The organism is Petropleomorpha daqingensis (assembly GCF_013408985.1).
GTDB lineage: Bacteria > Actinomycetota > Actinomycetes > Mycobacteriales > Geodermatophilaceae > Petropleomorpha > Petropleomorpha daqingensis.
Window position 1 is genome coordinate 2,488,775 of record NZ_JACBZT010000001.1, and the last position, 24,308, is coordinate 2,513,082.

Genomic DNA, 24,308 nt, shown 5'->3' on the forward strand with positions numbered 1-24,308 from the left:
GCGATCGTGCCGCAGACCGACCCCGCGCCCTCCGCCTTCGACGCCGCCACCGCGGTCACCCGGGCCGAGGGCGGTGGGATGGTCGCCGACCTCGATCCGGGATGGGACGTCGGCGGCGGCATCCTCAACGGCGGCTACCTCCTGGCCACGGCGGCGCGGGCCGCGGTGCTGGACAGCCCGCACCCGCACCCGGTCGCGCTGGCGGCCAGCTACCTGCGGGCGACCGGTCCCGGGCGGGTCTCCCTGGCGGTCACCCCCGGTCCGGCGGGGCGCACGCTCGCCCACAGCTCCGTCGTCCTGTCCGGCGCGGAAGGCCCCAGCCTCGCCGTCCAGGTGACGACGGCGACCCTCGGCACCGAGGCGCCGGACTACGCGCTGCCCGCGCCCGACGTCCCGCCGGCGGAGGAGTGCCTCGGCCCTGACTCGTTCACCTCGATCGGCGGGCGCCCCACGCTCGAGGTCGGCCTGCGCACGCGCGTGGAGACCCGGCTGGACCCGGCGACCGCGGGCTGGGTCGACGGGCAGCCGTCGGGGGAGCCGGTGATGCGCGGCTGGGTGCGGCTGGCCGACGGCCGCGAGCCCGATCCGTACGCGCTGATCCTGTTCGCCGACGTCCTGCCCCCGACCAGCTGGGCGCTCGGCCGGTTCGGCTGGGCGCCGACGGTGCAGCTGCAGGTGCTCGTGCGGGCGCTGCCGGCGCCGGGCTGGTGCCTGGTCGAGGCGCGGGCGAGCGAGGTCGCCGGTGGCTGGCTCGACGAGGACTACCGGATCTGGGACTCCACCGGCCGGCTGGTCGCGCAGAGCCGCCAGCTCGCCCGCGCCCCCCGCCCCCGATGACGGTGGTTTCGCGCGCTTAACCGCGCGCGGTTAAGCGCGCGAAACCACGCTCAGGCGTCTTCGCGGAGGACGCTGGCGGGATCGGCCCGGTCGGCGGCCCGCTGGGCGTAGAACGAGGCCAGGACGGCGACCGCGAGCGCGACCACCGCGGTCGCGGCGACCGCCAGCCACGGGACGTCGAGCAGCGGCGTGGGCGGGCGGATCAGGTCGACGTCCAGTCGGCGGTAGACGACCGAGACCGCGACCGACGCCAGGCACGCGCCGAGCACCAGCCCGGCGACGGCGACCCCGCCCAGCTCGACGACCAGCGAGCGCAGGTGCGCGCCCTTCGACAGCCCCAGCCGGCGGGCCATCACGTAGCCGGAGACCCGGGTGCGGCTGCGCGCCTCGAGGTACAGCAGCAGCCCGCCGACGGCGATCACGCCCACGAAGACCGCCAGCGCCGAGAGGTAGCCGAAGGTCCACGTGATGCCCAGGAAGTTCGCGGTGGTGAAGACGTCGTCGGGCTCGACCACGCGCGGGCCGGTCGCACCGGCCGCCGTCGCCACCTCGACCGCGTGGGCACGCGGGACGTCGGTCCACAGCTCCGAGACGCGGTCGGCGTGCGCGTTGCGGGGGATGTCGGGCAGCCGGTCGGCGGCGACCAGGACGACGGGGTCGGCGGTCCGTCGTCCCGGCAGCACCCGGGCGGTCGCGACCACCTGCGCCGGCACCTGCTGCGCGCCCAGCTGCAGGTCCGGATCGCCCTCCGGCAGCCCGGCGGCGACCACGGGAAGGCGGCCGTCGACGGCGTCGCCGGAGAGCTGCGCGACCAGGTCGTCGAGGGAGGAGTCGGCGAAGCTGTCGTCCCAGAACGCCGTGCGGGCGAACGTCGCCGGGTCGATCGCGAGCACCTGCACGTCGTGGCGGCCGTCCTCGGTCGCGACGCTGCCGTTGTACCGGTCGACGACCGTGCCGACCGCGGCGGTCGCCGCGTTCCGGTCGATCCGCGCGACGGTGAGCACCGCGCGCCCGGCGCCGACCTGGACGCCGACCTTCGCGTCCAGCGTCGCCTGCGAGCTCGACGTCAGCGTCGCGGTGTAGCCCAGGACGGCGACCGGCAGGGTGACCGCGACCAGCAGGGTCGCCGTCGCCAGGCGGGCCGCGGCCAGCCGGTTGACCGCCAGGTACACGGCCGGGGAGCGGCGGGCGGCGAACCGGCGCACGGCCGGCAGCAGGCGGGTGAGCAGCCGGGTCAGCAGCACCGCGGCGCCGGCCAGGCCGAGCAGCGGGAACGCGACGAGCAGCCCGTTGACCTGGGCGACGCCGTGGTCGTTGACGATGCCGTCGCGGCTCTCCAGCAGCACCCAGCACCACGCGGCGGCGGCCAGCAGCGCCAGCTCCCACGGCACCGCGGCCGGCCAGCGGGGCGCGGCGCCCAGCGGCCGCTCGGCCGTGCCGCGGGCGCGCAGCCCGGCGACGACGGCGGCGCAGCCCAGGCCCACGACGAACGCGGCCACGGCGGCCCAGATCGCGGTGGTGGTGGCCGCGGGGTCGAGGTCGTCGGCGGGGCCGAGACCGGCGATGAGCAGCCGGGACACCGCCCAGCCGGCCGCTGAGCCGACCAGCGCGGGCAGCCCGAGCTCGAGGGCGGCCTTGCCGGCCAGCGGTGCGGGCCCGACGCCCCGGGAGGCCAGCAGCCGCACCTCGTTCGCCCGCCGGTCGGCCCAGAAGCTGCCCGCCGCGGCGACCAGCACGAGCGCGAGCAGCCCGCCGGCGATCGCCACCGGCAGCACAGGACCCTGCAGGCCGCGCTCGATCGTCTCGGCACGGGTCACGGCGTCGGCGAGCCGCTGGTTGGTCTGCGCCTGCACCAGGTCGCCCTGCACGGCGGCCGCCTGCGCCCGGTCCTGGTCGGTCAGCAGGGCGCGCGCGTCGGTCACGGACAGCGTGCGGGCGTCGGTGGGCACCTGCTGCTGCACCGAGAAGAACCCGGCCCCTGCGGCCAGGCGGAAGAAGGTGTCCTCGTCGGCGGCCAGCACGAGGGCCGGCGGCGGGGTGTTGGCCGAGGCCAGGTTGAGGTAGAGCCGCTGGTAGTCGCACCAGTAGGCGCCGGGGTCGGTCTCGAACAGGTCGGTGTAGACGCCGGCCACGGCGACCTGGGTGCCGGACATGGTGATCGAGTCGCCGACACCGGCGTGCGCCGCCTGGGCGTAGGAGGCGGGCAGCCACACGCCCGCGGTGTCCGACCCCTCGACCTTCTCGACGTGCGCGGTGACACCCGGGCGCCAGAACAGGTTGGCCGGCTGGGTCAGCGGCTCGCCGGTGGGGTCGCGGACGAGCATCCCGAACTGGGCGTTGCCGCCGGAGCCGGTCGCGCGGGTCACCTGGAGAACTGGTTCACTCGCCCGCCCGGTCGCCGTCCAGGCGTACCGATCGGCGTACGCCGCCAGGTCGTCTGCAGCTTCGTCGGGTGCCGTGGCAGCGGAGGCGCCGATCTGCGGCCAGGCCGCCTCGGCGCACTGCGGGGCGAGCTGCTGCTGCAGGGCGGCAGAGCGGGCCGAAGACAGGAACAGCGGGGCGGAGGCCACCGCGCAGGTCAGGATCGCCGAGGTCACCAGGACGGCGACGACGGCGGCGGGGGAGCGCAGCCCCAGCAGCGGTGCGCGGCGCCACGGGGGCAGCCGCCACAGGAACGGCCGGCTCATGCGGGCGCGCCTTCGGTCAGCCGGCCGTCGCGCATGGACAGCACCCGGTCGGCGCGCGACCAGGCGATCTCGTCGTGGGTGGCGATCAGCACCGCCGACCCCTCGCGGGCCTGGGTGGCGAGCGCGTCGAGCAGGGCGTCGGCGTGCCCGCGGTCCTGGTGCGCGGTCGGCTCGTCGGCCAGCAGCACGGCCGGGCGCAGCAGCAGGGCGCGGGCGACGGCGACCCGCTGCTGCTCACCGAGGGAGGCCTGGTGCGGATAGCGGTCGGCCAGGTGCGAGAGCCCGAAGTCGGTCAGCAGCTGCTCGGTGCGGTCCCGCGCCGCCGCCGTGCCGCCGCGCAGCCGGGCGGGCAGCAGCACGTTGTCGGCCAGCGACAGGTCGGGCACCAGCCCGAGCGCCTGCGGGACCAGCGCCAGCTCCGGCCAGCCCAGGGTGGACGGCGGACGGTCGGCCAGGGCCCCGGCGTAGGCCAGCGTGCCGGAGTCGGCGGACTCCCAGCCGCACAGCAGCGCCAGCAGCGTGCTCTTGCCCGATCCGGAGGGGCCGACCAGGGCCACCACCTCGCCGGCCGAGACCCGCAGGTCGACCCCGTCGAGGGCGTGCACCGACTCGCTGCCGCGGTGGAACGTCTTGCGCAGCGCCACCCCGGAGAAGCCGCTCACGCGACCACCCGGCCGTGGTCGAGCCGGACGAACCCGTCGGCGATCGCCATCACGCGCGGATCGTGCGAGGAGATGACGAACCCGACGCCGGACTCCGCCAGCTCCTCCATGGCCAGCAGCACCCGCTCGGCCGCGGCGGTGTCCAGCTCGGCGGTCGGCTCGTCGGCCACCACCAGCGCCGGATCGCCGACCACCCCGCAGGCCACCGCGAGGCGCTGCTGCTCGCCGCCGGAGAGCTGTGCCGGCCGGTGGTCGGCCCGCGCGCCCAGCCCGAGCCGGTCGAGCAGACCGTGGACGTCGTCGTCCCCGACGTGCGCGCCGCGCAGATCGGCGGCCAGCCGCACCTGCGCGACGGCGTCCAGGTAGGGCAGCAGGTTCTCGCCGGGCCGCTGGAACAGGTAGGACACCTGCCGCTGCCGCAGCTTGCGCCGGGCGCGGGCACCGAGGGAGTCCACCCGCTGCCCGGCCACCTGCACCTCGCCGGAGTCGGGCCGGTCGATGCAGGCCAGCAGCCGCAGCAGCGAGGACTTCCCCGACCCCGACGGCCCGACCACCACCGTCACCTGCGCCCGCGGGATCGACAGCGTCACGCCGTCGAGCGCCGTCACCGACTCCGTCGCCGTCCGGTAGGTCTTCACCACGTCGTGGCAGACCGCCGCCGGACCGTCGGCCGGTGCGTCGCCGGGGGTGCCGAACACGGGGTCGGCCAGCGGGTCGTCGGTGAACCGGAACCCTTCCTGACCAGTCATCGTGGCGGCACTCTAGGTGCTGGCGATCACAGGCGGGACACGACTCACCCCGGAAGGACGACGTCCCCGGTCAGGTAGCGCTGCAGCGTGGGCGCGTACGCCTCGACCAGCGACTCGCGCGACGCCGAGGCGATCGGCTCCAGCTTGAGCACGTACCGGGTCATGACCAGGCCGATCAGCTGCGAGCCGACCAGCGCGCCGCGGGCGTCGCGCTCGGCGGGGGAGTAGCCCAGGGTGCCCACGACCCGCCGCAGCACCCGGGCGACGAGGAACTCCCGCAGCAGCTTCGCCGTCCACTCGCTGCCGACGGCCGAGCGGACCAGCGCCAGCCCGCCGGCGCGGGCGGGGCCGTCCCACACGCGGAGGAACATCCCCAGCAGGTTGCGGCCCAGCTCCTCGGGACCGCCGGCGAGCACCTCGGGGAGCAGCTCCTCGGGATCGGCCGGCGCCTGGACGGCGGCCAGGAACAGCTGGTCCTTGGTCCCGAAGTAGTGGTGGACCAGCGCCGGGTCGACGCCCGCGGCGGTCGCGATCCCGCGGATGCTCGCGCCCTCGAAGCCGCGCTCGGCGAAGGCGTCGCGCGCGGCCGCCAGCACCGCTTCCCGGGTGTCGGGGTTGCCGGGGCGCCGGCCCGTCGGCCGGAGCCGGCGCCCCGGTGCGCTCAGTTCGTCCTCCTGCGCAAGGTCATGGCACCCAGGGCGAGGGCGAGCAGCGCGACGCCGGCCACGACGGCGACGTCCCGCCACATCGTCCCCGTCGGCGACGTGGACCGGCCGACCTCCTGCAGGGCCTCGACGGCGTAGGTCAGCGGCAGGACGTCGCTGATCCAGCGCAGCCAGTCGGCCATCTGGTCGCGGGCGATGAGCAGCCCGCACAGGAAGAACTGCGGCAGCACGATCACCGGCATGAACTGCACGGCCTGGAACTCGGTGCGCGCGAACGCGCTGGCCAGCAGGCCGAGCGCGACACCGAGGACGGCGTCGACGACCGCGATCAGCACGACCAGCCACAGCGAGCCGGCGACGTCGAGGTCGTAGAGCGTGGTCGCGACGGTGACGGTGATGCCGGCCTGCAGCAGCGCCATCAGGCCGAACGCCAGCCCGTAGCCCAGCAGCAGGTCGAACCGGGCCAGGGGCGTGGTGAGCAGCCGCTCGAGAGTCCCGGAGGTGCGCTCGCGGAGCATCGCGATGCTGGTCACGAGGAACATCACCACGAACGGCAGGATCGCGATCATGGTGAGCCCGACCTGGTCGAAGATGCTCGGCACCCCGGGCGGGGTGGGCACGTCCTTCCAGATCAGGTAGAGCAGCCCGAGCAGCAGGCTCGGCAGCAGCAGCATCATCGCGATCGTGCGGTGGTCGTGCCGCAGCTGCCGGAGCACCCGGGCGGCGGTCGCCCCGGACAGCCGCGGGCTGAAGATCGAGGGCGCGACGACGTCGGCGCGGGCGAGCGTGGTCATGCCGCCACCTCCTGGCGGTTGCGGATCAGCGTCAGGAACGCCTCTTCCAGGTCGTCGGTGCCGGAGGTCGCGCGCAGCCGGTCCGGGGACTCGTCGGCGAGCAGGTCGCCGTCCCGGAGCAGCAGCAGCCGGTCGCAGCGGCCGGCCTCGTCCATGACGTGGCTGGAGACGATCAGCGTCGTCCCGGCGTCGGCCAGGGCGTGGAACCTCTCCCAGAGCTCGACGCGGAGCACCGGGTCCAGCCCGACGGTGGGTTCGTCGAGCACCAGCAGCTCCGGGCAGCCGACGAGCGCGCACGCCAGCGAGGCCCGGCCCCGCTGCCCGCCGGACAGGTCGCGGACGAGCTGCCCGGCGTGGTCGCCGAGGCCGACGTCGTTCAGCGCCGCCTCGGCCTCGCGCGCGCCCATGCCGTACAGCGCGGCGAAGTAGCGCACGTTCTCCCGCACCGACAGGTCCTCGTAGACGCTGGGGGACTGGGTCACGTAGCCGACCCGGGCCCGCAGCCCGGGGGAGCCCGCGGGCTCGCCCAGCACGGTCACCTCGCCGGAGTGCACCTTCTGCACGCCGACCAGGGCGCGCATGAGCGTGGTCTTGCCGCTGCCGCTGGGGCCGAGCAGCCCGGTCACCTGCCCGGTCGGGACGGCGAACGAGAGGCCCTTCAGCACCCGGCGGGTGCCGCGGTCGACGACGAGGTCGGAGACGGTGACGGCGCTGTCCACGAGCACCTCCGCAGAAACTCAACGAGTGATGAACTCAACGGTAGGTGAGTTTCTGCGGAGCGGTCAAGCGTGTGTTCGACGGCGGCGGGACAGCGCGTCGAGCAGTGCGATGAGCAGCAGCGGGACGACGGTCCAGACGCCGAGCACGACCCAGGCCCGGGCGACGCCGTCGTCCTGGAAGTACAGCGCGCCCCGCAGTGCGCGGACGGTCACGCCGTTGGGGAGGACGGCGGGCAGCGGCTGCATCCACGGCGGGAGGAACTCGGCCGGCAGCTGACCGGTGCTGGTGGCGTTGCCGATGATCACCAGCCCGATCGCGGTGAGGATCTGCCCCGCCGAGCCGAAGACCCGGAACAGCAGGGCGGCGGTCGCGGCGCAGGCGGTGGCGAGCAGCGCCACCAGGCCGAACACCAGGAAGAACCCCGCCGGCACGGCGGCGTAGACGCCGTCGATCAGCCAGGAGGTGAGGGCGCCGGCGAGCACGGCGAAGAGGACGACGCTGACGATCCGGTAGCGAAGCAGCATCTGCGGGGCCGCCGCGAAGCTGGCGACGCCGAACAGGAATCCGCCCAGGACCACGCCGAACCCGCCGTAGAAGATCGTCAGCCCGCGGGTGTCGCCGGGCACCAGGGGAGAGAGGTCGTGCTGCTGCGCGGGGGCGCCGAGCTGCTCCTCGACCGGCTGGAACGCCTGCGTGACGGTCATGGTGACCGCCTGGGTGTTCGCGCCGGCGATCAGCAGCTCCGGCTGCGGGGTGTCGACCACGAGGGCGCCGAAGACCTCCCGGCGTCGGACCGCCTCGGCGGCCGCGGCCGCGTCGGGCAGCTGCCGCAGCGCGAACTGCGAGGGGTCCACCGCCGCCCGGGCCTGCTCCACCTGCTGCGCTGAGCCGACCACCGCGAGCGGCAGGTGGTGGGGAACGGGGTCGTGGAACGCGGCCGTGTAGAGGGCCACGAACGCGACGCCGTTGATCGTCGCCGCGAGCGCGGGGACGACGATCCCGCGCAGCACCGCGCGTCCGCGCGAGCCCTGCGAACGCTCGGTCTCCGCACCCGGCCGCGCCGGTCCCGGTGGTCCCGCCAGGCCGCCCACGGGCGCCTCCCGTCCTGTGCTCGCACGTCGCGCGGCAGGACCCGGCTTCCCCCACCCTCAGCGATCCTGCGTCGGCGGTGCGCATCCCGCCCGTCGGGACGGCGCGGCCGGCGGAGATGATCGGCGACGTGCCCACCCTGATCACGGACGCCGACGACCCCCGGGTGGCCGACTTCCGGGATCTCGTGTCGGGCGACCGGCGACCCGGCACACCGCGGGGGACCGGGCCGGTGATCGTGGAGGGCGTGCCGGCGGTGCAGCGGCTGCTGGCCTCGCCCTACCGGGTGCGGGCGGTGTTCGGCGTCCCGGGGCGGGTCGGCGCGCTGGACCTGCCCGACGACGTCCCGGCCTACGAGGCGGACAAGTGGCTGCTCTCGGAGATCATCGGCTTCCGGCTGACCCGCGGGGTGCTCGCGTCGGCCGACCGCCGTCCGCCCACCGCGCTCGACGAGTTGCTGACCGGGCCCGACCCGGCGGCGCCGCGCCGGCTGGCGGTGCTGGAGGCGCTCAACGACGCGGAGAACCTGGGCTCGATCGCGCGGTCGGCGGTGGCGCTGGGGGTCGACGGGCTGCTGCTCGACCCGCGCTGCGCCGATCCGCTGTACCGCCGTTCGGTGCGGGTCTCGATGGGGCACGTGCTGGCGCTGCCGTTCGCTGTGCTGGGTGAGTGGCCGGGCGGGCTGGACCGGCTGCACGAGGCCGGCTACCTGACCGTCGCGCTCACCCCGGCGGACGACGCGGTCGACCTGACCTCGCTCGACCCGCGCGAGCACCCGCGGACGGCGGTGCTGCTCGGCGCGGAGGGGCCGGGGCTGACCGCGCAGGCGCAGGCCGCGGCGCGGGTGCGGGCGCGGATCCCGATGCGCGAGGGCGTCGATTCCCTGGGGGTGGCCGCGGCGGCGGCGATCGCGTTCACCCTCCTGCGGTGAGCCACTGGTCGGAACGGTGCCGTACCGCTACGGTCCGCGCATGCCGCTGTGGGCGTGGTTCCTCGTGGGTGTCGCGGTCGTGCTGGTCCCGATGTGGCTGCACGACCGGCGCGCGCAGTCGCGCGGGTCGCGGCTCAACGACCCGGGCTCGATGGCGCGCGGCGTGACCACGCCGCAGGGCGACCCCGAGGCGCACCGGGGGGCGATGCAGCCCGAGCGCTGGGGCGGCGGCTTCGGCAACGTCTGAGGTCACCCGTCGGTCGCGATCCGCTGCCACTCGCGCGGGGTGAGGCACCGCGCGGTCGGGTTCACCTGGGAGCAGTGGAACTACGCCTTCACGAACGCCTTCGACGAGGACGAGTCCCGGCGGCTGTACGAGCGGTACGCCATCCCGGCGTCGGGCGGGATCCTCTGGAATTCGGTCCTGGCCAACCTGATGCCCGGTCCGCAGGATGCGCACGTGGACTACGGCAACGACGCGCGACCACCACTGCTGTTCGTCTCCGGCGGGGAGGACCACATCATGCCGCCGAGCGTCCAGCGGTCGAACGCCCACCACTACCACGGCGACACCGTCACCGAGGTGCGCGAATACCCGGGCTACGCCCACCTCCTGCCGGCGCAGGAAGGGTGGGAGCGGATCGCCGACGAGGTGCTCGAGTGGGCGCTGGCGCACGCCGGCGGTTCTCGCTCGCAGGTCGCCGGGGCGTCGTGACCCGGGCGCGGCTGGGCTTGCGGCTCACCCACGTCGGTGGGCCGACGCTGCTGATCGAGTACGGCAGCTGGCGGCTGCTGACCGACCCGACCTTCGACCCGCCCGGACGGCGGTACTCGTTCGGCTGGGGGACCGGCTCCCGCAAGGTCGCCGGACCGGCGGTGCCGGCCCACGACCTGCTGCCGGTCGATGCGGTGCTGCTCAGCCACGACCACCACGCCGACAACCTCGACGACGCCGGCCGTGAGCTGCTGGGGTCGGTCCCGGTCGTCGTCACGACGGCGTCCGGGGCCGCCCGGCTCGGCGGTGGCGCGCGCGGGCTGCGCCCGTGGGAGCGCACCACCCTCCACGTCGCCGACCGGCTCCCGCTCGAGGTCACGGCCACCCCGGCGCGGCACGGTCCGCCGCTGTCCCGGCCGATCGTGGGGGACGTCGTCGGCTTCGCCCTCCGTGAGGAGGGCCAGGACGACGGCGTCCTGTGGATCTCCGGCGACACCGTGCTCTTCGACGGCGTCCGCCAGGTCGCCGAGCGACTGCGGGTCGACACGGCGGTGCTGCACCTGGGCCGCGTCCGCTTCGGTCTCACCGGCCCGGTCCGCTACTCGATGACCGGCCGGGAAGCCGTCGAGGTCTGCCGGCTCACGGGCGCACGGACCGTCGTCCCCGTGCACTACGAGGGCTGGAGCCACTTCTCCCAAGGCCGGGACGGCGTCGAGCACGACCTGGCCGACGCTCCCGAGGACGTCCGCCGCCGGTTCCGGTGGCTGCCGATCGGAGTGCGGACCGAGCTGGACGCCTGACCGGGCGACTTCCCGGGTCGGGTCTCAGCCCCGGACGAGGGAGCGGGCCCGCCAGACCACGCCGAGGCCGGGGTTCTCCGGCGGACCCGGATCGACCCGCTCCACGCGGTAGCCCTCGCGCTCGTAGAACGCGCCGGCGCGCTCGTTGGCCGCGAAGTGCTCGATGGACAGCCGCTCGACGGCGGCCGGGAGCCGGCCGATCAGGGCGTCGAGCAGCCGGACGCCCAACCCCCGGCCGCGCTGCTCGGGGGAGACGTAGAGCTTGTAGACGACGTGGTCGCGACCGAGCTGCCCGACGCCGACGACCTGCCCGTCGGCCTCGGCGACGACCACGAGACCCGCGGCCACGGCCGCGCCGATCGCGCGCTCGTTCCACCAGTCGCGCACCTGCGCGTCCGCGGCGGCCGCACCGATCAGCGGCGTGTAGTGCGGCCGGATGTGCTGCTCGCCGAACGCGCAGACGGCGGTGACGTCGTCCGGCCCGGCATCCCGGACGACGGGGTCAGCCACGCAGCGAGAAGCGGGCCAGCATCGCCCGCGCCTCCTCGGCGTGCGCCGGGCTGCACATGACGTCGTAGCGGCTGGCCACGATCTGGCTGGTGCTGGTGAAGTCGCGCTTGCCCTGGGTGGCCCGGTAGCCCATCCAGCCGAACAGGGCACCGAACACCAGGCCGATGCCCAGCCCGAGGAGCAGCGAGCCGATCCACGCCGTCCCGCTGGTGGAGAAGATGCCCAGCAGCAGGCCGACGAACAGACCCCACCAGGCACCCCCGGCCGCCCCGGCCGCGATCGCGCGGCCCTGGGTGAGCCGGCCGGTGACCCGCTCGATCATGCGCAGGTCCGAGCCGATGATCGTCACGTTCTCGACGGCGAACTTCTCGTCGGAGAGGTAGTCCACCGCCGCCTGCGCCTGCTCGTAGCTGTCGTAGGACCCGACCTGGACGCCGCCGAGCGGCATCGACACCGACATCGCCATGCCTGACCAACTCCTCCGGTGGGACTGCCGTTCCCCAGTGTGGCCCGCAGGGCGTGTCTGACACGCCCTAGACCAGGCTGTCGGCCCAGGCGCGGTGCAGATCGGCGAACCTGCCGACCCCGGCGACCAGCTCGCCGGGAGAGCCGTCCTCCACGATCCGGCCGTCGTCCATGACCAGCACCCGGTCGGCGATCTCCACGGTGGAGAGCCGGTGGGCGATGATCAGCGCCGTCCGGTCGGCCAGCAGGGTCTGCAGCGCGTGCTGCACCAGCCGCTCGCTGGGCACGTCCAGCGAGCTGGTGGCCTCGTCGAGGATGAGCAGCGCCGGGTCGGCGAGGAACGCGCGGGCGAAGCTGACCAGCTGCCGCTGGCCGGCCGACAGCCGACCGCCGCGCTTGCTGACGTCGGTGTCGTAGCCCTCGGGCAGCGCGGCGATGAAGCCGTGCGCGCCGATCGCCCGGGCGGCGTCCTCGATCTGCGACCGCGTGGCGCCGGGCCGGCCGAAGGCGATGTTGTCGGCCACCGTGCCGGAGAACAGGAAGCTCTCCTGGGTGACCATGACCACCGCCCGGCGCAGGTCGGCGTCGGCCAGCCGGCGCAGCGGGACGCCGTCGAGCCGGACCTCGCCGCCGACCGGGTCGTAGAACCGCGCGGCCAGCCGCGCCAGCGTCGACTTGCCCGCGCCGGTCGCGCCCACCAGGGCGACCGTCTGCCCGGCCGGCACGCGCAGGTCCAGCGACGGCAGCACGGTCCGGTCGGTGTAGCCGAAGGTCACGCCGTCGAAGACCAGTTCGCCGTGCGGCTCCTGGAGCCGGATCGGGTTCTCCGGCTCGGGGACCGTCGGCACCTCCTCCAGGACGCCGGACAGCTTCTCCAGCGCCGCCGTCGCCGACTGGTATGAGTTGTAGAACATGGCGACGTCCTGCAGCGGGTCGAAGAACCGGCGCAGGTAGAGCAGGAAGCTGACCAGCGTGCCGACGGCGAGCTCGCCGTCGAGCACCCGCAGCGAGCCGTAGGCGAGCACCGCGACGGTGACCAGGTTGCCGATCAGCGTCACGGCGGGCACGAAGACCGCGATCAGCCAGAACGCGCGGTTGTGCGCGAGCCGGTTGTCCTCGTTGAGCGCGCCGTGCAGCGCGTCGTTGCGCCGCTCCCGGCGGAACGCCTGCACCGCCCGGATGCCGCCGAAGGTCTCGGTGAACTGCACGATCAGCGCGGCGATCGTCTCGCGGGTGCGCCGGTAGGCCGCGGTCGAGTGCTTCTGGAACCAGCGCACGACCAGGTACAGCGGCGCGAACCCGATCAGCACGACCAACCCGAGCGGGAGGTCGAGCACGAGCAGGAAGACGCCGATGAACAGCACGCTGAAGACGGCGGACAGCAGGTTGTCCAGCCCCTCGTCGAGCAGCTCGGAGAGCGCCTCGACGTCGCTGGTCAGGCGGCTGATCGTCTTGCCCGACGTGTAGCTCTCGTGGAACGACAGCGGCAGCCGCTGCACGTGCCGGAACACCCGCCGGCGCAGCTCGAGCAGCACCGCCTGGCCCACCCGGCCCGACCAGGTGATGAACAGGAAGCGCAGACCGGCGTCGGCGAGCGCGGCGGCCACCATCGCCGCCGCGATGCCGATCAGCGGCCAGACGTTCCCGTGGTCGACGAGGGCCGGCACGGCGACGTCGATCCCCACCCCGATGAGGAACGGGCCGGCCAGCCACGCCACGTTCTGCGTGGTGATCGTGGCCAGCAGCCCCCACAGCGACCGGCGGTGCGGGCGGGCCAGCTCGCCGAGCAGCCGTCGCGACCGGGCGCGCAGGAACACGCCCGCGCCGGTGGGCAGCTCGTCGGCGTTCTCGGTCGCGACGCCGCGCCAGCTCTGGTCGGAGGCGGTCACGGCAGCACCAGCTCGCTCTCCTGGGCCAGCAGGTCGCGGTAGGCGGGCACCTCGGCGAGCAGCTCGGAGTGCGGACCGACCGCGGTGATCCGGCCGTCCTGCAGCAGCGCCACCCGGTCGGCGAGCAGCACGGTGGAGGGCCGGTGCGCCACCACGAGCGCGGTGGTCTCGGCGAGCACCTCGCGCAGCGCGGCCTCGACCAGCGCCTCGGTGTGCACGTCGAGGGCCGACAGCGGGTCGTCGAGCACGAGCACCGACGGCCGGCCCAGCACCGCGCGGGCCAGGGCCAGCCGCTGCCGCTGGCCGCCGGACAGGGACAGGCCCTGCTCGCCGATGCGGGTGTCCAGACCCCACGGCAGGTCGTGCACGAAGCCGGCCTGCGCCACGCGCAGCGCTTCGGCGACGTCGTCGTCGCTCGCGTCCGGCCGGCCGAGGGTGAGGTTCTCCCGGACGCTCATCGAGAACAGCGTCGCGTCCTCGAACGCCGTGGCGACGACGCGGCGCAGCTGCTCCAGCGGCAGGTCGCGGACGTCGACGCCGTCCAGGGTGACCCGGCCGGCCGTGACGTCGTAGAGCCGGGGGACCAGGGCGGTGAGCGTCGTCTTGCCCGATCCGGTGGCGCCGACCAGCGCGACCGTCTCGCCCGGGGCGATGTCGAGCTCGACGCCGTCGAGCACCGGCTCGCGCGAGCCGGGGTAGCGGAAGCCGACGCCCTCGAGCCGCAGCCGGGCGGGGGAGCCGATCGGCTGCCTGCGGGCCCCGGGCCGGTCGGTGACGGTGATCGGCTCGTCGAGCAGCTCGCCGATGCGGTCGCAGGCGCTGGCCGCCTCCTGCGCCTGCGCGAACAGGAAGCCCAGCGACAGGATCGGCCAGAGCAGCACGGTGAACAGCGCGACGAACCCGACCAGCCCGCCGATGGTGAGCGCGCCGGCCTGCACCGCCAGCGCGCCGCCCACCAGGATGACCGCCAGCGTGATCTGCGGGTGGAACTCGAAGACGCACCAGAGCAGCGCGAGCGTGCGGATCTTGTCCAGCTGCTGGCCGCGCAGCCGCAGCGCTTTGAGGTCGTAGCGGTCGAACACCAGCCGGCTGCGGCCCAGCGACTTGACCACGCGGATGCCCTGCACGGCCTCCTCGACGTCGGTGGCCAGCTCGCCCTGCTGGTCCTGCACCAGCCGCGACTGCACGTTGTAGCGCTTCTCCCAGCGCAGCCCGGTCAGGGTCAGCGGCACCGTGGTGAGCAGCACGACCAGGCCGAGCGGCCAGTAGGTGATCAGCAGCAGCACCAGGACGACGCCGCAGGTGATCAGGTTGACCGCGAGGAAGACGGCGCCGAAGCCGACGAAGCGGCGGATCGTGGACATGTCGCTGGTCGCGCGGGAGAGCAGCTGGCCCGACGCCCACCGGTCGTGGAAGGCGACCGGCAGCCGCTGCAGCCGCTCGTACAGCGCCTGCCGCAGGTCGCGCTCGAGCCGCAGGCTGCTCTTGCCCATCGACCAGCGCCGCAGGAAGAACAGGCCGGCCTCGGCGACGCCGAACACCAGCGCCAGGGCGAGCAGCGGCCACAGCCCCGCGCGGTCCCCGTGCGCCAGCGGACCGTCGACGATCGCCGCGGTGACCAGCGGGACGGTCAGCTGGGCCAGCGTCGCGACCAGCGCGGCGCCGAACGTCAGCGCGATCAGGCCGCGGTACGGGCGGGCGAACGGGATCAGCCGGCGGAGGGCGGAGAGCCTGCCCCGCTCGGGGTGCGGACCGGGAGGGGAGGGATCAGCCATGGCCCCCCGAGGCTAGGCCGGGGTACTGACGCTGGCGAACGAGTTTCGGAAACCCCGCCACCTGCGCCTTTCGGCGGCCTCAGCGGTGGCGGCGGACGCCGAAGACGATGTCCTCCCACGCCGGGATGCGCGCCCGCGGGTCCTCCGGCTCCTCGCCGGTGCGGCCCAGCACCACGGTGTCGTGCTCGGCCAGCTCGGGGTCGTCGAGCGGGTCGAGCACCGGCGTGCCGTGGTCCGGGGCGACGTCGCGCACGTGCTCGTCGAGGTCGGCCTCGACCTCGGGAGCCGGTTCGGGGGCCGAGACGTCGTCGTCCTCGACGACGACAGGCCGGGGAACCGGCGCCGACGGGAACGGGCCGGCCGGCACGTCGGGGACGACCCGGACGAGCCGGGTGCCCTCGGCGAAGTCGGTGGTCGAGGCGTCGGCCGGCGCGACCGTGCGGGCGGCGACGTCGTAGCTCCAGTGCGTGGTGCCGGACTTGCCGCCGGCCTTCCACGCCGCGGTGACCACCCAGGTGCCGTCGTCGCCGCGGAAGGAGTCCCAGCGGACGGCGTCCGGGTCACCGCCGATCAGGCGCAGCCGCTGGGTCATGAACCGCTCGAGCGAGGTCGACGTCGTCCCCTCGGAGAGGCGGACGCGGGACTCGCGGGCCTGCTCGGCCAGCCGCTCGCGCTCCTGCAGGACGGGGTGCGCGAAGCGCAGGATGCGCTCGACCCGGGTGCCGGAGGCCTCGGCCACCTGCTCGGGGGTCTCACCGGCGCGGATGCGCGCCTGGATGACCCGCGGCGGCAGCGTGTTGCCGAGGTCCTCGATCGCGCCGAGCCGGGCGTCGCCGCGAGCCGCGGCGCGCACCCGCTCGTCGATCGGCAGCGCGAAGCGCTCGATCTCGTCGGAGCCGTCGGTCTCGGCGGTGAGGATCAGGCTCTTGCCGTCGTCGGAGAGCGCGACCAGGCGCAGCGTGCGCATCGGCGACCTCCTGTGGTTCGGCGCGCGTGGTCCCGGAGAGAGACCTGGGGTCCGAGGCTATCCGTGCGCCGCCGGGCCGTCCGGCAGGCACGCCCGGAGCGGCGCGTCGCGGGCTCCGGAAGACTGGGCCCCGTGATCGAGCCGCTCTCCACCGATGTGCGGCTCGCCGTCACCGAGATCGCCGGCACCGCCGGTGCCTGGTGCCCCGCGCTGTCGCCGGAGGGCGACGGGCTCGCCTACGTCACCGACCGCTCGGGCCTGCCCCGGCTGGAGACCGCGTCGCTGGTCCAGGACACGCCGCCGGCCGTCCTGTCCGGGATGGACGAGGAGGTCGTCTCGGTCGCCTGGTCGCCGGACGGCGCGTGGCTGGCCTACCTGGTCAGCCCCGGCGGCTCGATCTGCGCCGAGCTGCACGTGGTCCGCCCCGACGGCAGCGACCACCGCGTCGTGGCCGGCGCCGACCCGTTCGTCACCGTCTTCGCCGGCGGCTGGACCCGGCCGGGGCGCTACGTCTGCTCCATCGCGCCGGGCGACGGTCCGGACGCCGACGTCGTCCTGGTCGACGCCGAGACCGGCGCGCACCGCACGCTGGCCCGGGGCGGCTTCCTCGCGGTGACCAGCGTGTCCGCCGACGAGTGCTGGGTGCTGGCCCGCCGCGGACCGCGGAACTTCCGGCACGTCGTCCTCGGGGACGTCGCCACCGGCGAGCTGCGCCGGGTGATCCCGCTGGACGCGCCCGGCGGGATCGCGTCGGAGGACGGCCGGTTCGGTCCCGACGGGCGGTCGGTCTACCTGCGGGCCTCGCTGCCGGGCGAGCCGGGTGCCGACCGCGAGGGGCTGGTCGTCGTCCCGCTCTCGGACGACGGCGTCCCAGGTCCCGGCCGGGTGCTGCTGTCCCGCCCGGACGCCGACCTCGACGGCTACGCCGTCCGCGCCGACGGCACCGTGCTCGCCGTCTGGACCTGCGAGGGCGTCACCCAGCTGCGCCTGCACGACCCGGCCGACGGCGCGGTGCTGCGCGAGGTGCCGCTGCCCGAACCCGTGATGCCCGGCTGGTCGCTGACCGGCGACGGCACCCGGCTGATCGCCGAGCTGACCGGCCCGCGCGCACCGCGGTCCCTGTGGGTGGTGCCGCTGGACGGGACCGAGCCGCACCCCCTGCCGACGTCGCCGCGCCGCCCCAACCCCGACCTGCTGGTCGAGCCGGTGCTGCACCGCTACCGCGCTCCCGACGGTCTGGAGCTGTCCGGCTGGCTGTACGTGCCGCGCGGGGTCGAGGGGCCCAACCGGACGGTGATCAGCTTCCACGGCGGGCCGGAGGGGCAGGAGCGGCCGGGGTGGTCACCGGTCGCGCAGTCGCTGGTCGCCGCGGGGTTCACCGTGTTCGCGCCGAACGTCCGGGGCTCGGGTGGGTCCGGGCGCGCGTTCACGTGCGCCGACGACGGCGCGGCCCGCGAGTCGTCGTTCCAGGACGTGCCGGCGACCGTGCGCACCCTGGTGGACTCCGGGTTCGCCGCGCCCGGGCGGATCGGCGCGCACGGCTGGTCCTACGGCGGCTACCTGACGCTGGTCGCGCTGACCCGCTGGCCGGACCTGTTCGCCGCCGGCGCGACGCTGGCCGGGATGAGCGACCTGCGCAGCTTCTTCGCCGGCACCGAGCGGTGGATGGCCGCGGCGTCGGTGACCGAGTACGGCGACCCGATCGCCGACCGGGAGATGCTCGCGGCGATCTCGCCGATGACGCACCTGGACCGGCTCACCTCGCCGGTCCTGCTGTGCCACGGCGACCGGGACACGAACGTGCCGGTGGGCGAGTCGGTGCAGGCGCACCAGGAGCTGCAGGCGCGCGGCGGGCCCAGCGAGCTGTTCCTGCTGCCGGGGGAGGGGCACACCATCGTGGGCCGCGATCACCTGGTGGAGCTGAGCGAGCGGGTGGCGGCCTGGTTCGATCGGTGGTTGTGAGAACGACGGGCGAGCGAGCATCGCCGCAGGCTGGGGGCACCTCCCGCTTGCGGGGGACAGCGACCGAGGAGCGGAACGAGCCCGGAGTCGAACGGGGTGCGCTGTGAGCGATCCCTTCGACGCCGTCGTGCGGCCGGTCCTGGACAAGCTGGGGCCGGACGGGCTGACCGCGGCCGCCGCGGCGCTGGCCGCCGAGGGCGCGGGCCGCGGGCTGGTCGTCGCCGGGTGGGCCGACGGCCGGCAGACCTCCCGTGCGGTGCCGGTCGACCCGGTCCCGCACGCGATCGACGCCGCCGAGTGGGCCTCGCTGGCCGCCGGGGTCGAGCAGCGGCACCGGGCGCTCAACCTGTTCCTCGCCGACGTCTACCGCGCCGCCGGCCGGCGCCGGGGCGACCCCGACCGCGATCCCGAGGTCGTGCGGGCCGGCGTGCTGCCCGCGTGGGCGGTGGCGTCCAGCCCCGCCCGCGAGCCCGAGGCCGTCGGCTTCGCCTGGCGGGACCAGCCGCGGGCGACCCTGGCCGCGACCGACGTCGCCCGCGGGCCCGACGGCCGGTGGATCGTCCTCGCCGACTCGCTGCGCGTGCCGGCGGGCATCGGCTACGCCCTGGCCGCGCGCGACGTCGTCCGGACGGCGGTGCCGGAGCTGGTGCCCCCGGTGGCGGTGCACGACCCGTCCGACGCCGTCCCGCTGCTGGCCGGCGCGCTCGCCGGGGCCGCCCCGCCGCAGGTGCGGCGGGCGCCGCAGGTCGCCGCCCTGTCCGCGGGGGAGGCCGACCCCGCCTGGTTCGAGCACCGGGTGCTGGCCGACGCGCTGGGGGTGCCGCTCGTGCGCGCCGCCGACCTCTGGCCGCGGCCCGACGGCGGGATCGTGGCGGCCGTCGACGGTGAGCGGGTGCCGGTCGACGTCCTGTTCCGCCGGTTCGACGACGCCGAGCTCGCGGCGCACCGCACGCCCGGTGGCGCGCAGCTGGCCGCGCTGCTGGCCGAAGGGGTCCGCAGCGGCACCCTCGGGCTGGCCAACGTGCCGGGCAACGGCGTCGCCGACGACCGGGCGACCTACGCCGTCGTCCCGCGGATGATCCGCTTCTACCTGGGCGAGGAGCCGCTGCTGCGCTCGGTCCCGACCCACGTGCTGGCCGACCCGGTCCAGTGGGCCGAGGTCCGGAGCCGGCTGCACGAGCTCGTGCTCACCCCGGTGGACGCCTACGGCGGGGGCTCGTCCGTCGTCGGGCCCCAGGCGACGACCGACGAGCTGGCCCAGCTGCAGGCCGAGGTGGCCGCCGCGCCGCACCGCTTCGTCGCCGCCGAGCCGGTCGTGCTGCCGACCGTGCCGACGCTGGTCGGCGGCGCGCTCGTGCCGCGGCCGGTGGACCTGCGGGTGTTCTCGGTCGCCGGAGCGTCGGGCACGCGGGTGCTGCCGTGCCCGCTGACCCGCGTGGGGCCGTCCCCGGCCACCCGCCCCACGGGCGCCGCGATCAAACCCACCTGGGTACTCACCTGAGGTGGTTTCGCGTGCCTAACCGCGCGCGGTTAAGCACGCGAAACCGCGCTACAGGCGTTCGAGGACGAAGTCGATGCAGGCGGTCAGGGCGCTGACGTCGTCGGGGTCGACGGCGGGGAACATGCCCACGCGCAGCTGGTTGCGGCCCAGCTTCCGGTAGGGCTCGACGTCGACGACGCCGTTCGCGCGCAGCGTCGTCGCGATCGCCGCGGCGTCGACGCCCTCGGCGAAGTCGATCGTGCCGACGACGAAGGAGCGCTGCGACGGGTCGGCCACGAACGGCGTCGCGACCTCCGACTTCTCCGCCCAGGAGTACAGCCGGGACGACGACTCGCGGGTCCGGGCCACGGCGCCGGAGAGCCCGCCGAGCCCCTGCAGCCACCGGATCTGGTCGGCCAGCAGGAACAGCGTGGCGACGGCGGGGGTGTTGTAGGTCTGGTCCTTGGCCGAGTTGTCGACGGCGATCGACAGGTCGAGGAAACCCGGGATCCAGCGGCCCGACGCCTTGATCTCCGCCACCCGCGCGAGCGCGCTCGGCGACATGAGCGCGATCCACAGCCCGCCGTCCCCACCGAAGTTCTTCTGGGGCGCGAAGTAGTAGACGTCGGTCTGCTCGACGTCGACCGGCAGGCCGCCGGCGGCGCTGGTGGCGTCGATGAGCACGAGGGCGTCGTCGTCGGCGCCGTGCGGGCGGGCGATCGGCGCCATCACGCCGGTCGAGGTCTCGTTGTGCGCCCAGCCGTAGGCGTCGATCCCGTCTGCGGCCTTGGGCAGCGCCAGCGAGCCCGGCTCGGCCTTGGCGATCACCGGGTCGCCCAGGAACGGGGCCTCGGCCACGCCGGAGGCGAACTTCGCGGAGAACTCGCCGTACGTGCCGAACGCCGCCCGGTCGCGGATCAGCCCGAACGCCGCGGCGTCCCAGAACGCCGTCGACCCGCCGTTGCCGAGCACCACCTGGTAGCCGTCGGGCAGGTCGAACAGCGCGGTGAGCCCCTCCCGGACCTGCCGCACCAGGTTCTTGACCGGCGCCTGGCGGTGCGAGGTGCCCATGAGCGGGGCGCCGTCGGTGGCCAGGGCCCGCAGCGCCTCCGGCCGGACCTTGGAGGGACCGCAGCCGAACCGTCCGTCGGCGGGCAGCAGCTCGGCGGGGATCTGGATGGTCATGCGGGCCTCTCGGGACGGGACGGGTGGGGACGAGAGCACGACGGCCCGGGCCGCTGGAGCGCGGACCCGGGCCGTCGACGAACGTGCGGCGGAGGCTAGGCCGGCGCGGCGGCGTTGATGGACTTCACCGAGACGGTGTCGAAGCCCTCGACCTCCTCGGGCTTGCGCGGGTCGGGGCCGATGTAGCGGGCCGACGGGCGCACGAGGCGGCCGGTGTTCTTCTGCTCGAGGATGTGCGCGCACCAGCCGGCGGTGCGGGCGCAGGTGAACATCGAGGTGAACATGTGGCTGGGCACCTCGGCGAAGTCGAGCACGATCGCCGCCCAGAACTCCACGTTCGTCTCGATCGGCCGGTCGGGACGACGCTCGCGCAGCTCCTTGAGCGCGGCGTTCTCCAGCGCCAGCGCGGCCTCGAAGCGCGGCGCGCCGAGCTCCTCGGCGGCCTTGCGCAGCACGCGGGCGCGCGGGTCCTCGGCGCGGTACACGCGGTGGCCGAAGCCCATCAGCCGTTCCTTGCGGTCGAGCAGGTCCTTGACGTACTTCTCCGCGTCGCCGGCCTCCTCGACGCCGTCGAGCATGTGCAGCACCCGGGACGGCGCGCCGCCGTGCAGCGGGCCGGACATCGCACCGATCGCGCCGGAGAGCGCGGCGGCGACGTCGGCGCCGGTGGAGGCGATGACGCGGGCGGTGAAGGTGGAGGCGTTCATGCCGTGCTCGGCGGCCGACGTCCAGTAGGCGTCGACCGCGGCGACGTGGCGGGGGTCGGGCTCGCCGCGCCAGCGGATCATGAACCGCTCGACGATCGTCGAGGCCTCGTCGATCCGCTTCTGCGGCACGGCCGGGACGCCGATGCCGCGCGCCGACTGAGCCACGTAGGACAGCGCCATGACGGCGGCCCGGGCGAGCTGGTCGCGGGCCTCCTCGGCGCTGATGTCCAGCAGCGGCCGGTAACCCCAGAACGGGGCCAGCATCGCCAGGGCGGCCTGGACGTCGACGCGGACGTCGCCGCTGTGCACCGGGATCGGGAACGGCTCGGCCGGCGGCAGGCCCGGGCCGAACTTGCCGTCGACCAGCAGCGCCCACACGTTGCCGAACGTGATCTTGCCGACCAGGTCCTCGATGTCGACGCCGCGGTAGCGCAGCGCACCGCCGTCCTTGTCGGGTTCTGCGATCTCCGTCTCGAAGGCGATGACGCCCTCGAGGCCGGGTACGAAGTCGTCGGCCATCTCGCATGCTCCTTCGCGCGCGCCGGACATGTGCGCGTATCGAGACGCGCACGACTGGGTGGACCCTAGGCGGTGCCGTGGCGCCGTCTCGAATCGGCCCTCGCCTCATTGTCCCCCGGGAGAGTGCGCGTGTGAGGGCGCTCACCAGGCACGACCGGGTCCCGCGGCGGCACGGAGGGCGTTGCGGTGCCAGCATGGCGGTCGTGCCCGATCTCTCCCGCATGCGCCGGGACTACGGCGGGCGCGGCCTGCGCGAGGAGGACCTGGCCGGTGGCTGGGTCGAGCTGTTCGACCGCTGGTTCGCCGACGCCGTGGCCGCCGAGCTGCCCGAGCCCAACGCCATGGTCGTCGCCACGGCGGACGCCGACGGCGCCCCGGACGCCCGCATCGTGCTGATGAAGGGCTACGACGCGTTCGGCTTCGTCTTCGTCACCAGCTACGCCTCGGCCAAGGGCGCGCAGCTCGCGGTCAACCCGCACGCGGCGCTGGTCTTCCCCTGGCACGCGATCCAGCGGCAGGTGCGGATCGCGGGCCGCGTGGAGCGGGTCGGCGACGCCGCCTCCGACGACCTGTGGAACCCCCGGCCGCGCGGCGCGCAGCTGGCCGCCGTCGCCTCGGTGCAGTCGACCGTCGTCGACTCCCGCGAGGAGCTGGAGGAGCGGGTGCGGCTGCTCGACGAGGAGACCGGCGAGGGGCCGGTGCCGCGGCCGCCGGTCTGGGGCGGTTACCGGGTGGTGCCGGAGCGGATCGAGTTCTGGCAGGGCGGCGCCGACCGGCTGCACGACCGGCTGCGGTTCGTGCGGGACGACGACGAGGGCGGCGGCTGGATCGTGCAGCGGCTCGCCCCGTGAGCCCCGAGGAGACGCCGACGCCGGTCGACCCGGTGGAGGGCGCGGGCAAGGTCGCCGAACCGGTCGCCAAGCGGCGCGGCTGGGCGATCGACACCGAACCGCTGAAGAACAAGGCCTTCCGCCGGCTGTTCGGCGGCATCGCGGCGACGATGCTCGGCCAGCAGATGACGCTGGTCGCCGTCCCGTACCAGGTGTTCAAGGTGACCCATTCGTCGCTGCTGGTCGGCGTCACCTCGATGGTCGCGCTGATCCCGCTGATCGTCTTCGGCCTGCTCGGCGGTGCGATCGCCGACGCCATGGACCGGCGGCGGCTGATGCTCATCACGTCGGCCGGGTCGGCGGTGACCAGCGCGTTGCTGGCGGTGCAGGCGGCGCTGCCCGGCGACGGCAACCTGGTCGTGCTGTGGGTGCTCACCGCGTGCGTCTCGGGCTTCGCGGCGGTCAACCAGCCGACCCGCGGCGCGGTGATCCCGGCGCTGGTCGGGCCGGCCGGCGTGCCCGGCGCGAACGCGCTGTCGATGACCGTGCGGCAGGCCGGCGTCATCGTCGGCCCGCTGATCGCCGGTGTGCTCATCGGCACCGGCAGCCTGTTCCTCTGCTACACCGTCGACGCGCTGGGCTTCCTCGTCGCGCTGCTGCTGCTCCGCGGCCTGCCGGCGCTGCCGCCCGGCCACGACGCCGGGCCGCTGCGGCTCGGTGCCGCGGTGCGCGGGGTCTGGGACGGCTTCACCTTCCTGCGCACCCAGCCGGTGCTGCTCATGACGTTCGTCGTCGACATCTGCGCGATGCTCTTCGCCTGGCCGCAGGCGGTCTTCCCGGAGCTGTCGGCCACCCGGTTCGCCGGATCGGAGAACGCGCTCGGCTGGCTGTTCGCCGGGATCTCGATCGGCGCGCTGCTGATGGGCCTGACGTCGGGCTGGGTGTCGCGGGTCGACCGGCAGGGCGCCGTCGTGCTCGGCGCGATCGTCGCGTGGGGGCTGGCGATCATCGGCTTCGGGTTCGCCCCGGCGCTGTGGCTGGCGGTGTTCTGCCTCGCCGTCGCGGGTGCGGCCGACATGGTCAGCGCGGTGCTGCGGACGTCGATGCTGCAGCTCGCGGCGCCCGAGGACATGCGCGGGCGCATGCAGGGCGTGTTCATCGTCGTCGTGGCCGGTGGGCCGAGGCTGGGCGACCTGCGCGCCGGAGCGCTGGCCTCGGCGACGTCGGTGGGCGTGGCGATGGTGTCCGGCGGCGTCATCGTCGTCCTGGCGATGGTGCTGTTCGCGTTCCTGGTGCCGTCGTTCTGGTACTTCCGCGCCTCCCGCTCGGCCCGGTAGCGACCGCACGATCACCCGAGGTGATCATGAGAA

Annotated in this window: 23 protein-coding genes; 9 read left to right on the top strand and 14 right to left on the bottom strand. The window is 74.9% G+C overall.

Annotation, left to right across the window (positions count from 1 at the left end):
* The first annotated feature begins 6 nt into the window (after positions 1-6).
* Positions 7-837, top strand: a complete 831-nt coding sequence (locus tag GGQ55_RS12320; protein ID WP_179717078.1) for an acyl-CoA thioesterase — start codon at positions 7-9, stop codon at positions 835-837.
* Between the two features lie 50 nt (positions 838-887).
* Here the strand turns inward: GGQ55_RS12320 and GGQ55_RS12325 are convergent, their stop codons facing one another.
* From GGQ55_RS12325 to GGQ55_RS12355, 7 genes are all read right to left on the bottom strand, one after another.
* Complete coding sequence (locus tag GGQ55_RS12325) at positions 888-3,524, bottom strand: FtsX-like permease family protein (protein WP_179717080.1); 2,637 nt, start codon at positions 3,522-3,524, stop codon at positions 888-890.
* Complete coding sequence (locus GGQ55_RS12330) at positions 3,521-4,186, bottom strand: ABC transporter ATP-binding protein (RefSeq protein ID WP_179717082.1); 666 nt, start codon at positions 4,184-4,186, stop codon at positions 3,521-3,523. The genes GGQ55_RS12325 and GGQ55_RS12330 overlap by 4 nt, the downstream gene beginning before the upstream one ends.
* Complete coding sequence (locus tag GGQ55_RS12335) at positions 4,183-4,935, bottom strand: ABC transporter ATP-binding protein (protein WP_179717084.1); 753 nt, start codon at positions 4,933-4,935, stop codon at positions 4,183-4,185. The genes GGQ55_RS12330 and GGQ55_RS12335 overlap by 4 nt, the downstream gene beginning before the upstream one ends.
* A 44-nt stretch (positions 4,936-4,979) precedes the next feature.
* Positions 4,980-5,531, bottom strand: coding sequence for a TetR/AcrR family transcriptional regulator (locus GGQ55_RS12340; protein ID WP_218859260.1), 552 nt, complete (start codon positions 5,529-5,531; stop codon positions 4,980-4,982).
* 65 nt (positions 5,532-5,596) lie between these two features.
* Positions 5,597-6,394: an ABC transporter permease gene (locus tag GGQ55_RS12345; protein WP_179717086.1), complete on the bottom strand. Its 798-nt coding sequence runs from the start codon at positions 6,392-6,394 to the stop codon at positions 5,597-5,599.
* Complete coding sequence (locus tag GGQ55_RS12350; RefSeq protein ID WP_179717088.1) at positions 6,391-7,113, bottom strand: ABC transporter ATP-binding protein; 723 nt, start codon at positions 7,111-7,113, stop codon at positions 6,391-6,393. The genes GGQ55_RS12345 and GGQ55_RS12350 overlap by 4 nt, the downstream gene beginning before the upstream one ends.
* A gap of 63 nt (positions 7,114-7,176) precedes the next feature.
* Positions 7,177-8,124, bottom strand: a complete 948-nt coding sequence (locus GGQ55_RS12355; protein WP_179717090.1) for an ABC transporter permease — start codon at positions 8,122-8,124, stop codon at positions 7,177-7,179.
* Between the two features lie 158 nt (positions 8,125-8,282).
* On the opposite strand from GGQ55_RS12355, the gene GGQ55_RS12360 reads away from it, so the two are divergent.
* From GGQ55_RS12360 to GGQ55_RS12375, 4 genes are read left to right on the top strand one after another with little or no spacing between them, the layout of a single operon-like run.
* Positions 8,283-9,134, top strand: coding sequence for a TrmH family RNA methyltransferase (locus GGQ55_RS12360; RefSeq protein WP_366489170.1), 852 nt, complete (start codon positions 8,283-8,285; stop codon positions 9,132-9,134).
* Positions 9,135-9,174: 40 nt separating this feature from the next.
* A complete protein-coding gene (locus GGQ55_RS12365; RefSeq protein ID WP_179717092.1) occupies positions 9,175-9,381 on the top strand; it encodes a hypothetical protein in 207 nt (68 codons plus the stop codon).
* Between the two features lie 39 nt (positions 9,382-9,420).
* The gene (locus tag GGQ55_RS12370; protein ID WP_218859261.1) at positions 9,421-9,849 is read left to right on the top strand and encodes an alpha/beta fold hydrolase; all 429 of its coding nucleotides are present in this window, start codon (positions 9,421-9,423) and stop codon (positions 9,847-9,849) included.
* Positions 9,846-10,649 (top strand): MBL fold metallo-hydrolase, encoded by an 804-nt coding sequence (locus GGQ55_RS12375; RefSeq protein ID WP_366489172.1) that lies wholly within the window; start codon positions 9,846-9,848, stop codon positions 10,647-10,649. The genes GGQ55_RS12370 and GGQ55_RS12375 overlap by 4 nt, the downstream gene beginning before the upstream one ends.
* A 24-nt stretch (positions 10,650-10,673) precedes the next feature.
* Here GGQ55_RS12375 and GGQ55_RS12380 read toward each other — a convergent pair whose 3' ends face one another.
* The 5 genes from GGQ55_RS12380 to sepH all read right to left on the bottom strand — a co-directional run bounded on the left by GGQ55_RS12380 (position 10,674) and on the right by sepH (position 16,255).
* Positions 10,674-11,159 carry a GNAT family N-acetyltransferase gene (locus tag GGQ55_RS12380; RefSeq protein WP_179717093.1) on the bottom strand — a complete coding sequence of 162 codons (486 nt, stop codon included), beginning with the start codon at positions 11,157-11,159 and terminating at the stop codon, positions 10,674-10,676.
* Positions 11,152-11,625 carry a YflT domain-containing protein gene (locus GGQ55_RS12385; RefSeq protein WP_179717095.1) on the bottom strand — a complete coding sequence of 158 codons (474 nt, stop codon included), beginning with the start codon at positions 11,623-11,625 and terminating at the stop codon, positions 11,152-11,154. Before GGQ55_RS12385 ends, GGQ55_RS12380 begins: the two co-directional genes overlap by 8 nt.
* 67 nt (positions 11,626-11,692) lie before the next feature.
* Complete coding sequence (locus GGQ55_RS12390; protein ID WP_179717097.1) at positions 11,693-13,513, bottom strand: ABC transporter ATP-binding protein; 1,821 nt, start codon at positions 13,511-13,513, stop codon at positions 11,693-11,695.
* The gene (locus tag GGQ55_RS12395) at positions 13,510-15,288 is read right to left on the bottom strand and encodes an ABC transporter ATP-binding protein (protein ID WP_179717099.1); all 1,779 of its coding nucleotides are present in this window, start codon (positions 15,286-15,288) and stop codon (positions 13,510-13,512) included. Before GGQ55_RS12395 ends, GGQ55_RS12390 begins: the two co-directional genes overlap by 4 nt.
* A gap of 79 nt (positions 15,289-15,367) precedes the next feature.
* Positions 15,368-16,255, bottom strand: a complete 888-nt coding sequence (gene sepH, locus GGQ55_RS12400) for a septation protein SepH (protein WP_179717101.1) — start codon at positions 16,253-16,255, stop codon at positions 15,368-15,370.
* Between the two features lie 132 nt (positions 16,256-16,387).
* Here sepH and GGQ55_RS28385 point away from each other — a divergent pair, with 132 nt between their 5' ends.
* Together GGQ55_RS28385 and GGQ55_RS12410 are read left to right on the top strand one after the other, a co-directional pair.
* On the top strand, positions 16,388-18,217 hold the full coding sequence (locus GGQ55_RS28385; protein ID WP_366489175.1) for a S9 family peptidase: 1,830 nt from the start codon (positions 16,388-16,390) through the stop codon (positions 18,215-18,217).
* Between the two features lie 103 nt (positions 18,218-18,320).
* The gene (locus tag GGQ55_RS12410) at positions 18,321-19,718 is read left to right on the top strand and encodes a circularly permuted type 2 ATP-grasp protein (RefSeq protein WP_179717103.1); all 1,398 of its coding nucleotides are present in this window, start codon (positions 18,321-18,323) and stop codon (positions 19,716-19,718) included.
* Between the two features lie 48 nt (positions 19,719-19,766).
* Here GGQ55_RS12410 and serC read toward each other — a convergent pair whose 3' ends face one another.
* Together serC and GGQ55_RS12420 are read right to left on the bottom strand one after the other, a co-directional pair.
* Complete coding sequence (gene serC / locus GGQ55_RS12415) at positions 19,767-20,882, bottom strand: phosphoserine transaminase (protein WP_179717105.1); 1,116 nt, start codon at positions 20,880-20,882, stop codon at positions 19,767-19,769.
* 95 nt (positions 20,883-20,977) lie between these two features.
* Positions 20,978-22,108 carry a citrate synthase 2 gene (locus tag GGQ55_RS12420; RefSeq protein ID WP_179717107.1) on the bottom strand — a complete coding sequence of 377 codons (1,131 nt, stop codon included), beginning with the start codon at positions 22,106-22,108 and terminating at the stop codon, positions 20,978-20,980.
* A 194-nt stretch (positions 22,109-22,302) separates the two neighbouring features.
* Here GGQ55_RS12420 and pdxH point away from each other — a divergent pair, with 194 nt between their 5' ends.
* Together pdxH and GGQ55_RS12430 are read left to right on the top strand one after the other, a co-directional pair.
* The gene (pdxH, locus tag GGQ55_RS12425; RefSeq protein ID WP_179717109.1) at positions 22,303-22,959 is read left to right on the top strand and encodes a pyridoxamine 5'-phosphate oxidase; all 657 of its coding nucleotides are present in this window, start codon (positions 22,303-22,305) and stop codon (positions 22,957-22,959) included.
* Positions 22,956-24,275, top strand: coding sequence for an MFS transporter (locus tag GGQ55_RS12430; RefSeq protein WP_179717111.1), 1,320 nt, complete (start codon positions 22,956-22,958; stop codon positions 24,273-24,275). Before pdxH ends, GGQ55_RS12430 begins: the two co-directional genes overlap by 4 nt.
* Positions 24,276-24,308 lie beyond the last annotated feature (33 nt).

What these genes read in the sequence shown, in the direction of transcription:
- GGQ55_RS12335 (WP_179717084.1), bottom strand. Translation starts at nt 4,935, where the DNA reads ATGACTGGTCAGGAAGGGTTCCGGTTCACCGACGACCCGCTGGCCGAC.
- GGQ55_RS12395 (WP_179717099.1), bottom strand. Translation starts at nt 15,288, where the DNA reads ATGGCTGATCCCTCCCCTCCCGGTCCGCACCCCGAGCGGGGCAGGCTC.
- serC (WP_179717105.1), bottom strand. Translation starts at nt 20,882, where the DNA reads ATGACCATCCAGATCCCCGCCGAGCTGCTGCCCGCCGACGGACGGTTC.
- GGQ55_RS12325 (WP_179717080.1), bottom strand. Translation starts at nt 3,524, where the DNA reads ATGAGCCGGCCGTTCCTGTGGCGGCTGCCCCCGTGGCGCCGCGCACCG.
- GGQ55_RS12420 (WP_179717107.1), bottom strand. Translation starts at nt 22,108, where the DNA reads ATGGCCGACGACTTCGTACCCGGCCTCGAGGGCGTCATCGCCTTCGAG.
- pdxH (WP_179717109.1), top strand. Translation starts at nt 22,303, where the DNA reads ATGGCGGTCGTGCCCGATCTCTCCCGCATGCGCCGGGACTACGGCGGG.
- sepH (WP_179717101.1), bottom strand. Translation starts at nt 16,255, where the DNA reads ATGCGCACGCTGCGCCTGGTCGCGCTCTCCGACGACGGCAAGAGCCTG.
- GGQ55_RS12345 (WP_179717086.1), bottom strand. Translation starts at nt 6,394, where the DNA reads ATGACCACGCTCGCCCGCGCCGACGTCGTCGCGCCCTCGATCTTCAGC.
- GGQ55_RS12365 (WP_179717092.1), top strand. Translation starts at nt 9,175, where the DNA reads ATGCCGCTGTGGGCGTGGTTCCTCGTGGGTGTCGCGGTCGTGCTGGTC.
- GGQ55_RS12385 (WP_179717095.1), bottom strand. Translation starts at nt 11,625, where the DNA reads ATGGCGATGTCGGTGTCGATGCCGCTCGGCGGCGTCCAGGTCGGGTCC.